At 42.8% G+C, this 12,207-nt stretch carries 12 protein-coding genes; 9 read left to right on the top strand and 3 right to left on the bottom strand.

Going from position 1 to position 12,207, the window contains the following annotated elements:
• Nucleotides 1–15: 15 nt before the first annotated feature.
• Genes PQG45_RS01210 through frr form a run of 3 tightly spaced genes read left to right on the top strand, consistent with a single transcriptional unit; the run spans nucleotide 16 to nucleotide 2,044 of the window.
• On the top strand, nucleotides 16–714 hold the full coding sequence (locus tag PQG45_RS01210) for a fatty acid desaturase (RefSeq protein ID WP_315575975.1): 699 nt from the start codon (nucleotides 16–18) through the stop codon (nucleotides 712–714).
• A 52-nt stretch (nucleotides 715–766) separates the two neighbouring features.
• Nucleotides 767–1,477, top strand: coding sequence for a UMP kinase (pyrH, locus tag PQG45_RS01205; protein WP_315575977.1), 711 nt, complete (start codon nucleotides 767–769; stop codon nucleotides 1,475–1,477).
• Nucleotides 1,478–1,483: 6 nt separating this feature from the next.
• On the top strand, nucleotides 1,484–2,044 hold the full coding sequence (frr, locus tag PQG45_RS01200) for a ribosome recycling factor (protein ID WP_315575979.1): 561 nt from the start codon (nucleotides 1,484–1,486) through the stop codon (nucleotides 2,042–2,044).
• Between the two features lie 29 nt (nucleotides 2,045–2,073).
• On the opposite strand, the gene PQG45_RS01195 is transcribed toward frr, so the two are convergent.
• A complete protein-coding gene (locus tag PQG45_RS01195; RefSeq protein ID WP_315575981.1) occupies nucleotides 2,074–3,003 on the bottom strand; it encodes a patatin-like phospholipase family protein in 930 nt (309 codons plus the stop codon).
• A 100-nt stretch (nucleotides 3,004–3,103) separates the two neighbouring features.
• On the opposite strand from PQG45_RS01195, the gene PQG45_RS01190 reads away from it, so the two are divergent.
• Nucleotides 3,104–4,078, top strand: a complete 975-nt coding sequence (locus PQG45_RS01190; RefSeq protein ID WP_315575983.1) for a polyprenyl synthetase family protein — start codon at nucleotides 3,104–3,106, stop codon at nucleotides 4,076–4,078.
• A gap of 46 nt (nucleotides 4,079–4,124) precedes the next feature.
• Here PQG45_RS01190 and PQG45_RS01185 read toward each other — a convergent pair whose 3' ends face one another.
• Nucleotides 4,125–6,728, bottom strand: a complete 2,604-nt coding sequence (locus PQG45_RS01185; protein WP_315575985.1) for a TonB-dependent receptor domain-containing protein — start codon at nucleotides 6,726–6,728, stop codon at nucleotides 4,125–4,127.
• Nucleotides 6,729–6,806: 78 nt separating this feature from the next.
• Here PQG45_RS01185 and PQG45_RS01180 point away from each other — a divergent pair, with 78 nt between their 5' ends.
• The 5 genes from PQG45_RS01180 (at nucleotide 6,807) to argH (ending at nucleotide 11,616) form a co-directional block, all read left to right on the top strand.
• Nucleotides 6,807–7,376: a GNAT family N-acetyltransferase gene (locus tag PQG45_RS01180; protein ID WP_316070139.1), complete on the top strand. Its 570-nt coding sequence runs from the start codon at nucleotides 6,807–6,809 to the stop codon at nucleotides 7,374–7,376.
• Nucleotides 7,377–7,449: 73 nt separating this feature from the next.
• Nucleotides 7,450–8,424: an N-acetylornithine carbamoyltransferase gene (locus PQG45_RS01175; protein ID WP_315575989.1), complete on the top strand. Its 975-nt coding sequence runs from the start codon at nucleotides 7,450–7,452 to the stop codon at nucleotides 8,422–8,424.
• Complete coding sequence (argB, locus tag PQG45_RS01170; protein ID WP_316070138.1) at nucleotides 8,424–9,203, top strand: acetylglutamate kinase; 780 nt, start codon at nucleotides 8,424–8,426, stop codon at nucleotides 9,201–9,203. The genes PQG45_RS01175 and argB overlap by 1 nt, the downstream gene beginning before the upstream one ends.
• The gene (locus tag PQG45_RS01165; RefSeq protein WP_315575993.1) at nucleotides 9,204–10,268 is read left to right on the top strand and encodes a M20 family metallo-hydrolase; all 1,065 of its coding nucleotides are present in this window, start codon (nucleotides 9,204–9,206) and stop codon (nucleotides 10,266–10,268) included. It abuts the gene before it with no gap.
• A gap of 7 nt (nucleotides 10,269–10,275) precedes the next feature.
• Entirely contained in the window at nucleotides 10,276–11,616 is a 1,341-nt protein-coding gene (gene argH / locus PQG45_RS01160) for an argininosuccinate lyase (RefSeq protein WP_315575994.1), read from the top strand.
• Here the strand turns inward: argH and PQG45_RS01155 are convergent.
• Nucleotides 11,605–12,195 (bottom strand): riboflavin synthase, encoded by a 591-nt coding sequence (locus tag PQG45_RS01155; protein ID WP_315575996.1) that lies wholly within the window; start codon nucleotides 12,193–12,195, stop codon nucleotides 11,605–11,607. The two genes, argH and PQG45_RS01155, sit on opposite strands and share 12 nt — an antisense overlap.
• Between the last annotated feature and the right edge of the window lie 12 nt (nucleotides 12,196–12,207).

The raw sequence follows: 12,207 nt of genomic DNA, 5'->3' as shown, positions 1-12,207 counted from the left end.
ATCAGTCAAAAACACGTGAACAAAGTAAACAATTTTACAGGATTATTTTGGGCTTTTGCGCTACTGACGCTTTGGCTGGCACATTTAAGCTATGTCCTAGCGCATCCTTTGGACTTTCTGTCGCCATGGACCTATGTGCATGTATTGATTCAAACCCATTTGTATACAGGATTATTCATAACCTCCCATGATGCTATACATGGCGTTGTTTCTCCAGCATATCCCAAATTGAATCATGGTTTGGGTTGGGTCTGTGCGACACTCTTCGCCTTCAACAATTATGCTGTATTACGTAAAAAACACCATTGGCATCACGATTATGTGAATACAGAACAAGACCCCGATGTTCATCAGGGCAACTTTTTTGTCTGGTGGTTTAAGTTTATGTGGCAATATGTGACGTGGCAACAAGTTCTTGCGATGGCCATCACCTACAATGTGTTGAAAATTTGGTTACCCATGGAAAACCTCATCGTCTACTGGGAAGTACCCGCGATTTTAAGTACGCTGCAATTATTCTTTTTTGGCACCTATCTACCTCACCGTGGAGAGCACGCACCGGAAAACAAAACGCAATCGAGAAGTCAAAAGCGAAATCACGTGTGGGCATTTATCTCCTGCTACTTTTTTGGATATCATTATGAGCACCATGCACATCCCTATTTGGCTTGGTGGAAATTGGCAGAAGCGAAAGATTATAAGCCGGAAAGGTAAACAAGAAGCCGATTAATTTTCTAAATTTGCACCGCATAAATCTCAACAACGCATGAAAGACACTAAATACAAACGTATCCTTTTAAAACTTTCAGGTGAAGCATTGTCGACTAGAGACGAGGTAATTGACCCCGTTATTTTAGGCCAATATGCTGCCGAAATCAAAAAAGTACATGATTTAGGTGTCGAGGTTGCGATTGTAATAGGCGGCGGAAATATCTTCCGAGGAGCCAGTGCAGCGAAAGCAGGCATTGATCGAGTTCAAGGCGATTACATGGGCATGTTAGCAACAGTCATCAATGGCATGGCGGTACAGGCAGCCTTGGAAAAACAAGGACTTTACACGCGCATGATGACAGCTTTAAAAGTAGAGGCGGTTTGCGAACCTTTTATTCGTCGGAGAGCCATTCGCCACCTCGAAAAAGGACGTATTGTCATCTTCGGTGCAGGAACGGGTAACCCTTATTTCACGACCGATTCAACGGCCTCTCTACGTGCGATTGAAGTAGAAGCAGATGTGGTATTAAAAGGTACACGTGTGGATGGTGTTTACACGGCGGATCCAGAAAAAGACCCAACGGCTACTCGATTTACACACTTGAGCTTTTCAGATGCGATTCAGAAAGGCTTAAAAATTATGGATACAACGGCATTTACTTTATGCCAAGAAAATAATTTACCGATTATCGTTTTTGATATGAACAAGGAAGGCAATTTGGCTGATCTTGTAACCGGAGAAGATGTAGGAACATTAATTAGCTAATACCCAATGGAAGAAATTGAATTTTATATTGATGCGACCCAAGAAACCATGGAGGGCGCCATTAAACACTTAAACATTGAATTATCAAAAATTCGTGCTGGCAAAGCGAGCACGTCTATGTTGGACGGTTTGATGATTGATTATTATGGAATGGCTACACCGATTTCAGGGGCAGCGTCCATCACAACACCCGATGCGCGTACAATTGCCATTAAACCATTCGAAAAAGGAATTTTCGGTGAGATTGAAAAATCGATTCGTAATTCAAACTTGGGCTTAAATCCGATGAATGATGGAGAAACAATTCGTTTGGCGATTCCTCCTTTGACGGAAGAGCGTCGTCGTGATTTGGTAAAACGTGTAAAGCAAGAAATTGAAGTTGCGAAAATCAACATCCGCAATGCACGCCAAGATGGGAACAATAGCATCAAAAAATTAAAAGGCGATGGCGTATCGGAAGATGCGATTAAAGCTGCCGAAGATAAAATTCAAAAAATTACCGATGGCTTCGTAGTTAAAATCGATCAGATTTTTAACGAAAAAGAAAGGGACATTATGGTGGTTTAATGACCCATGTCGAAAGCCTGATGGAAACATCAGGCTTTTTTATTGCGGCCCACTTCATAGCCAATCTCCAGCATCCGTCGGATATCTAATTTAGTGAAATGTTGGATATCGATTGTGATAGGCTGCTCAGGTCGAATGGATTCAATTTTCACTCGTTGATAGCCTTGATAGGGCCCTCCTTGAACGATTGAACCATCAGCAGGCAACGAATTATTGATTAGTATCGTTTCGCGCAAATCCGAATTTAAAATTTCGTTGACCGCGATATCCATGACACGATCGACTAAGGCCAATAAATCCCCAGAATCAAAATATCCGCCTTCTATCGCTTCCGGATGACAACTGACGCAGACGATATTTTTCCCACCATCATCCAAGGCTTGGCGAATCGGGGTAACATCCCGCAATCCTCCATCTAAATAGCTCCGACGAACCTCTCCGTTAATTTTAACGACAGGCATCAGAATGGGAACGGCAGAGGAGGCCATTAAATATTCTATAAATTCGGGCGTACTAGGGTCCACATAATGGATGCGCCCCTCCATAATATTCACTGCACCTATTTTCAGACCTACCGGACTCGCTTGTAAATTTCGAATAGACACCACATCATGAATCAAATCACGCAACGGCTGGGTAGAAACGAGGCCTCGGAATTTTTTCGTTAACGCAGTCCAACCTAATTCAAATATCGATAAAGGCTTAGATAAACAATCAGGCCGTGTGATTCGTGTTTCCCAAAAGTCCCATAAATCATCGGCTGCTTGCTGAAATGAAATGGCCTGACCCGAAACATGTTGTTGGCCTAATGCATTCACCAAAAAAGCCGCATTTAAGCTCCCCGCTGAAATCCCATAAATCACATCCGGCTGGAATCCTTTTTCAGCTAATGCCTTGATGACACCCGCTTGAAATGCCCCTTTGACAGAACCTCCCGCTAAGACCAACATGTTGCTCATAAATTTTGTATTATTTATTTCTCAGGGCTAAATTATCCCAAATTGTGATTAAATTTACACAATTTCCACATGTGCCGAACACGCACGTAAACTTAATTCTATGTCCATTTCGCTTTCATCTATTCAGGCGCCCATCGCGGAACCCATGAAGGCATTTGAAGGGAAATTCAGGCAGTTCATGAAGACGAAAGTCATGCTGCTGGACACGATTATGAATTACATTGTCCAACGGAAAGGCAAGCAAATGCGCCCCATGTTCGTTTTCTTAACAGCAGGATGCGTGGGCGAAATCACCGAAAAAACGTATCGTGGCGCGGCGCTAATCGAACTACTTCACACAGCCACCTTAGTCCATGATGACGTAGTCGATGAATCCGATTACCGTCGGGGATTTTTCTCCATCAATGCGGTATGGAAAAATAAAATTGCCGTGCTTGTTGGAGATTATTTATTATCCAAAGGCCTTTTACTTTCCGTAGACCACAAAGATTTCGACCTATTAACATCCGTTTCCACCGCCGTTCGCGAGATGGCGGAAGGCGAATTATTACAAATCGAGAAAGCACGTAAATTGGACATCACAGAGGATGTCTATTTTGATATTATTCGCAAGAAAACGGCAACACTTATTGCCGCATGTTGTGCAGTAGGCGTACAATCGACGGATGCAGATCCGAAATATGTCGACATGGCTCACCAGTTTGGCGAAAAAGTAGGTATCGCTTTTCAAATCAAAGATGATTTATTCGACTACGGTGACGCTGAAATCGGGAAACCCTTAGGCATTGATATCAAGGAAAAGAAAATGACTTTACCTTTAATCTATGCGCTTCAAAATACCACGAGATCTTTGCGAAAGCAGATGATTAAAACCATCAAAAACGATTCGGATAATCCCGTAAAAGTTAAAGAGGTTATCGCGTTTGTTAAATCCACGGGAGGCATTGCATATGCCACACAACGCATGCAGGAATTTGCCCAGGAAGCGCGCGAGATTCTCAGCCAATTCCCTGATTCGGCTTACCGAACATCCCTAGGAAATCTACTCAACTACACCATCGAACGTAACAAATAAAAAAGGAGGCCTTTTGAGCCTCCTTTTTTTTATCCTATACTTCGGATTAACGTGGTCCGCCGAAGCCACCACCGCCTCCACCCATACGCATGCCAGGCATACCCATCGGTTGTTGGGGAGCTGCCGGAGCCGCATCACCTTCGCCACCTTTTGTATCGTCGTTATTCACCGACTTCTTCTTCTTTTGAGGACCAAAACTCATCTTACCGATTCGGTATGAGAAATTAATCTTGAAGTTCATGTTACGCATCGTGCTCTCAGAAACCTGATTAATCGATGCCGTCTTCGTTTCATTACGAATTACAAATCCGTTTGGCGTCAAGAAGTTTTCAGCACCAAAACCGATGCTACCCTTCTTATTCTTGAAATCCTTCTTCAAACTTAGGCTATACATACCAAATCCACCTTGAGATCCCTGTAATTGAACTTGATTGACACGGTAGAAAGAGAATACTTGAGCACCCCAGCCATTGCCAAAGTTGTAATTTCCGAAAATTCTAAAGTTGGACTGTAAACCTTCATTCTTCGCAGACAACAAAGGATCAGCCACATTATTCGCCAAGACCATGTAAGACAAATCACCGCCTCCACCAAGCATCAATTTATTGGACAAATTCACATTTAAGTTGATGTTCATCCCATAAGCATCTTCATTACCAATGTTCTGAGATGTCGTCTTAACCGTATCTCCACGTACTTCCCGAATACGATTGATTGCACCCGTTGTATTACGCATGAAAATCGCTGTCGAAATATAGGTTTGCTTCACAAACTTACTGTACGAAATCTCATAGTTATTTGTGTACTCAGGCGCCAAATTCGGATTACCTGTTGAGATGTTCAATGGATTAGAAGCATTCACGTTCGGGTTCAAGTTTTCGATACCTGGACGTTGGATACGACGGTTGTAACTAAAACGCCATGTTCCCGACTTGAATGTTTTCGACATGTTAAGGCTAGGAACCAACACGCCATATGGAGGAATCACAGTATTTTGACCTTCCTTTTTCAAGAAACTTGCCGAGATATCCGTATGCTCATAACGCGCACCTGCCTTGATACTCCACTTGTTTTTGGTCGTTAAGGTATATGAACCATACGTTCCCCAAATATTCTGGTTATAATCAAATACGTTACTTGGCAAAGAGGCTAAGTTAACTAAGGCATAGACACCATCCGTACCAGCTGTAAAAGACTTGTAATCCGATGTTACATTTCGAGTAATCGCCTTCGCGCCAAACTCAATCATCGACATTTTGTTTATAGGCGTTTGATAATCCATTTGAATCGTTGCCTCCTCATTGTAAGCATCATTCGCGTTTTTGATCGAACTCATGATCTCGCTCATGTTCGAATTCGGATTCATAATCAAATTGTAAAAATCATTGGTCCGATTGTTGCGGCTATACATCGATAAGATTGAAAACTCCTTCTGTGCTTTTTCAAAAGTCTTTGTATAATCGACATTGACATCAACGTTCGCTGATTGATCTTGAGAATTTGTATTACGTAAACTCGTTAACACATTGTTACGAACCTGCGAAAGACCATCTTGCCAGTTGTTGCCATTACGCAAACCAAAACGTACATTCGATGTAACCGAATTGTATTTGTTGATATCCCAGTCAAAACCTAATTGGTAATTACCGAAAATACCTTCGCGACGTGTTTCAGCTGATTGTACGTTACGCGTTTCTACACCATTATTCTGTGTAATCTGCGTACTCTCAAATTTACCATTGACATTGTATTCCGTACGACCAAAACCTCCCAACGAAAGTCCCCAGTTCTTATTACGGAAATTTCCATTTAACGCTAGGTTAGATCCACGAACACCCGCACTTGTATCAAAACTTAAAGTCAAACCTTGTAACGTATTTTTCTTCGTAACGATGTTGATGATACCGGCAGAACCTTCTGCATCATATTTAGCAGATGGAGAAGTAATTACCTCAACCGTCTTAATCATATCCGCTGGAATTTGCTTCAAGGCATCCGCAATACTCGAGGCCATAATGGTAGAAGGCTTATTATTAATCAACACCTTCACGTTAGATGAACCACGCAACGATGGATTACCATCTAAATCAACGGATAACATAGGAACTTTTTTCAACACATCGGTTGCGTCACCCCCTTTATTCGTTGCATCTTTTTCTGCATTATAAACAGTACGATCCACACGCTCCTCGATCATGGCACGCTGGCCTTCCACGGTTACTTCCGCCAACATCTTCGTACTTGCGGGTAATTTGATCACACCTAAATCATGGTCATCGTTCTTCGCATTAATGGAAACCAATAACGTTTTGCTTTCATAACCGATGAACGAGATAACCAATTTATAATCACCTTGTGCTACTTTATTTAAGACAAATTTCCCAACCAAATCAGCCGAAGCTCCGTCTACCGGACGATTCGTTGCTTTGTTGATTAAGGCTACTGAGGCAAATTCAACGGGTTTCGTATCTGTGGAATCCAAGATATAACCGACAATTTTAGCTGAACCTTTTGAAGCTGCTTGCGCAGTTCCTGGAATAACAGCTTCTTTTTTGGGCGCTGCACCGAATCCTCCCATGCCACCCGGAATCTGCGAGATGGCAGAAAAGGAGAAGAGCATTAATGCGAATAGCGTAATAATTTGTTTCATTGTTTGTTTGTTAAAATCGTATTTTACGAATGCAAAATTTGTACTTATAAAATAAAGGCCTTTTATTTTGCGACCAAAATGGATAATTTGTTGCCCAATATGACCATTCAAGTTCAAACTCCAAGACTAACCTTGATTCCACTGACAAACCAGCAACTGCAAGTTTGGAAGCAAACGGGGCGCAAAGATCTAGAAAAAACGCTAGACCTTAACCATAACCCTTGGAAATTGGGATTGTTTTATGAGCAGGAAACACTTCAGGCCTTAAGCGATTTTTGGATACCCCAAACCGCTAAATTCCCATTGGACTATTTCTGGTACACAAATTGGGAAATTATCCTCAACTCGGCGTCCTGCTCTGTAGGGGGAATCGGATTTGCTGGCCTTCCTGATAATGATGGCACGACCGAAATAGGCTATGCCATCGATCAAAAATTCGAAGGCCAAGGAATTGCCACCGAAGCAGTCCAAGCTTTATCCGCTTGGGCATTTCAAGATGAAGGATTACAAATCCTGCGCGCGGAAACGCCTGTGGATAATATGGGTTCCCAACGGGTATTAACAAAAAATCAATTCGTTCAGACAGGCGAGAAAAAACTCGAACTCGAAATACCCATGCAAGTTTTCACCTGGGAACGCCGACGATAAATTTCATTTATCTCGTAAAAATGGTAATTTTACCAAATTGCCAATATCCTAAGGTCTTCGGACCACCACTTATATGCAGCATTTTACTTCCGTTAAAGACGCGTACAACATTGACAAACTCGTAAATGAAGCTTTGTTGATGAAAAAGATGCCCTATGCCGACAAGCATTTGGGGAAGAATAAGACCATGGGCTTGTTGTTCTTTAATTCCAGTTTACGTACCCGTTTGTCAACACAAAAGGCGGCACAAAACTTAGGAATGGATGTGATGGTGATGAATGTGGGGGCAGATTCCTGGCAATTGGAAATGAACGAAGGCGTCATCATGAACGGTGACAAAGCAGAACACGTATCGGAAGCGGCGGCCGTAATAGGCCAATACTGCGATATTGTAGGGGTTAGAAGCTTTCCTGGACTCGTAGACAGAGAATACGATTATTCTGAATTGGTCTTAAAACAATTCATGAAATTTACCGGAAAACCCATCGTAAGCTTGGAGTCGGCAACACGCCACCCTTTGCAATCGCTGACCGACTTAATCACCATTACCGAATATAAAACCGTGGAACGTCCTAAAGTTGTTTTGACTTGGGCGCCCCATGTGAAGGCATTGCCACAATGTGTTCCTAATTCCTTTGCAGAATGGATGAATATTGCGAATGTAGACTTTACCATCGCTCATCCGAAAGGCTATGAATTAGCCCCTGAATTTTCAGGAAATGCTAAGATCTGTTATGACCCAAAAGAGGCTTTCGAAGGTGCCGATTTTATCTATGCCAAAAACTGGTCTTCGTATGAAGATTATGGCAAAATTCTTTCTTCTGATCCTGCTTGGACAGTTAGCGAGGAAAAAATGAAATTAACGAATAATGCAAAATTCATGCATTGCCTTCCTGTGCGTCGTAATGTCGTTGTGGATGATGCGGTGATCGATTCTGCAAATTCGATCGTGGTCCAACAAGCCGGAAACCGGGTTTGGGCAGCACAAACGGTCTTAAAAGAAATTTTATTAACCCAAATGCGGGTGGAGAGTCCATATTTATTCTAATGTCAAAGCAAGCCTTACATATTGTCAAAATTGGCGGGAACATCATCGATGCTCCTGAAGCATTAGCTTCTTTTCTGGCCAACTTTGCATCGATCAAAGGCCCTAAATTACTTGTCCATGGAGGCGGTAAAATCGCTACATCCATGGCTGCCGAATTAGGTATACAAAGTCAAATGATTGACGGTCGGCGCGTAACCGATGCCGACAGCCTTCGCATCGTCACGATGGTCTATGCGGGATGGATCAACAAATCCATTGTCGCATCCTTGCAGGCACAACAATGCAATGCCATCGGACTAGCGGGCCCGGATGGAGGATTTGTTGTCGCTAAAAAAAGAAATCCCGTTCCCATGGATTATGGATTTGTGGGTGATATTGAAAAGGTCAATGCGCAAGATTTGGCTGGATTAATAACAGCCGGATTTAGTCCCGTGTTCGCTCCGATTACGGCGGATAGCACAGGCCAACTCCTCAATACCAATGCGGATACGATGGCGCAGGCCTTGGCGATAGGTTTGAGTGACTATTTCGATGTGACCTTAACGTATTGTTTTGAAAAGCAAGGCGTATTGATGGATCCGAACGATGACAATTCCGTGATTTCACAGATTAATCAGGCAAATTTTGCTCAGTTAAAAGCAGACGGCATCGTGTCAGCAGGCATGATTCCTAAGCTCGAAAATGCATTAAAAGCCATTGCACAAGGCGTTCAAATTGTTCGTCTTTGCCATGCAGATTTCGTTTCACAGCCCGATAAAGGCACTTTGATTCAAGCCTAAATGTATACGGACCAACAATTTTTGGATGCTCAAAACCTGCTCGCACAGCTAGTAGCTTGCCCCTCATTAAGTCGGGAAGAGCATGGAACTGCTGCAATTATCCAAGATTTTTTGGCTGCTCGAAATATTGCGTTTCATACACTTGGGAATAATGTTTGGGCAACGAACAAACAATTTGATGCCAGCAAACCAAGTATTCTATTAAACTCGCATCACGATACGGTGAAGCCAAATGCCTCCTGGACACATGAACCCTTTGCTGCCACCTACCTAGATGGCAAAATGATTGGATTGGGCGTTAATGATGCGGGTGCTAGTTTAGTAAGTTTGATTAGCACGTTTTGTTCTTTTTATGAACAAACATTACCCTTCAATTTGGTATTAGCCGCTACGGCGGAAGAAGAAATATCGGGCACTGGAGGCATCGAATCCGTTTTGAAATCAGTAGAATTCCCTGAGATTTCCTGGGCGATTGTGGGGGAACCGACGGATTGCCAATTAGCAATAGCCGAAAAAGGATTGATGGTTGTGGACGCCGAAGTTAAAGGCGTAGCAGGCCATGCGGCAAGGAATGAGGGCGTGAATGCGATATACCTCGCGTTGGAAGATATCAACAACATTAAGGCATTTGAGTTCCCGGAAGTTTCCCCGGTACTCGGACCTGTCAAATGCACCGTTACCGTGATCAATGCCGGAAAACAACATAATGTTGTTCCTGACCAATGTCACTATACGATTGATTGTCGGGTCAATGAATGTTATTCCTTAGAACAAGTACTCGAAATTTTACGAGGCCTCGTTCAAGCAGAATTGACTCCACGGAGCATCCGATTACAATCAAGTAAAATCCCTGATGGACATCCCGTGCTCGAAGCAGCTGCTGCATTAGGGATTACAACCTACGGATCACCTACCCTATCGGATCAGGCATTAATGCATTTCCCATCGGTAAAGATTGGTCCAGGGCATTCAGGAAGAAGCCATACGGCGGATGAATTTATTTATTTAGAAGAACTGAAGCAGGGAATTCAAACCTATCAGAACATATTATCACAATTAATCTAATACGATCGTGGCAAAACTTTGGCAAAAAGAAAATCAAGTAACAGACGCAATCATTGAACAATTCACGATTGGCAACGACCCTGTATACGATTTGCAATTGGCGCGCTACGACGTCATGGGATCGCTCGCACACATTACGATGCTAGAACACGTAGGCTTACTACCTACCGAAGAGCTCGAGCCGCTATGTGTCGAACTGAAAAACATTTTAGCTACAATAGAGGGTGGAACCTTCGTCATCGAAGAAGGGATGGAAGATGTTCATTCTCAAATCGAATACTTGTTAACAAAGAAACTCGGCGATTTAGGCAAGAAAATCCATGCGGGCCGTTCACGCAACGACCAAGTTTTAGTGGATTTGAAACTATTTATGCGGGCTGAAATCATGGAAATCGCAGATGCGGTCGAAGATTTATTTAATCTTTTATTGACCAAAAGCGAAGCCCATAAAAACGATTTATTACCCGGCTATACGCACTTACAAATTGCCATGCCATCGTCTTTTGGATTATGGTTCGGTGCCTATGCAGAATGTTTAGTTGAAGACGCGGAATTGCTAGAAGCAGCCTTTCGTTTGGCCAATAAAAATCCACTTGGTTCCGGGGCTGGATATGGTTCTTCTTTTCCTTTGGACCGGAAATTAACGACCATATTGTTAGGTTTTGAAGCTCCGCATGTGAATGTTGTCAATGCCCAAATGTCCCGTGGTAAAACGGAATTTTATGTATTAAACGCCATCAGTCAAATAGCGACGACCTTGAGTCGATTAGCGATGGATGTGTGTTTATACAATTCACAAAACTTTGGCTTCATCGAATTACCTAGCTCCCTAACGACAGGAAGTTCGATTATGCCGCACAAAAAGAATCCTGATGTCGCCGAATTATTACGCGGCAAATCCAATAAACTCAAGGCAGTTCCGAATCAAATGCAATTGCTCATGAGCAACCTACCATCAGGTTACCACCGGGAATTCCAATTGACAAAAGAATTATTGATGCCTGCCATCGACGAAATCAAAGATTGCCTGGAAATCACACAGTACATGGTTACGCACATGAAGGTGAAGGCTGACCTGTTAAAGGATGCCAAATATGACTTATTGTTCTCGGTTGAAGAAGTGAATAAATTAGTCGTTGCGGGAGTTCCTTTCCGAGAAGCCTATGTACAAGTGGGTAAAATGATCGAAGCAGGTGAATTCAATGGAAGCAGCCGCGAAATCAATCACTCCCATTTAGGCAGCATCGGAAATTTAGGATTAAGCGATATTCAAGCGCAAAAAGAGGCTGTTTGGAACCGTTTTGGTTTTGAAAAAGTCGAGGATGCGATTGATGACCTATTGAGCTAATTGCTTCGCCAATAATTTCTGCATATACTTTCCTAAAATATCAAATTCTAGGTTCACGCGATCACCGACTTTCATTTGGTGAAAAATCGTGTGTTCGTAAGTATAGGGAATGATCGCCACCGAAAAAGTATCCGTTCCGGATTCAACCACCGTTAGACTCGTGCCATTGACACAAATCGAACCTTTCTCCACAGTCACATGACCGGCAGGATATTGAAAGTGATATTCCCAAGAACCGTCATGCGTGATGATGGACGTGCAAATTCCCGTTAGATCCACATGACCTTGAACAATATGGCCATCGAATCGGCCGTTTGCCGACATGCAGCGTTCCAAATTGACTTTTTGACCCAGCGCCAAATCTCCCAAATTTGTTTTCTGTAAGGTCTCTTGAATCGCTGTCACACGGTATTGGGGTGATTTAATCTCGACAACAGTTAGGCAAACACCATTATGAGCGAGCGACTGATCGATCTTCAATTCGTCTGTAAAAGACGACGAGAACCAAAAATCAACATTCGTGCCTTGCGCTTGTTTGCTTTCCAATACGCCCATCGATTCCACAATACCTGTAAACATGTGATTAATTTT

It is taken from the genome of Aquirufa regiilacus (genome assembly GCF_032470275.1).
In the GTDB taxonomy this organism is placed as follows: domain Bacteria; phylum Bacteroidota; class Bacteroidia; order Cytophagales; family Spirosomataceae; genus Aquirufa; species Aquirufa regiilacus.
This window is presented reverse-complemented; position numbering and strand designations above follow the sequence as displayed.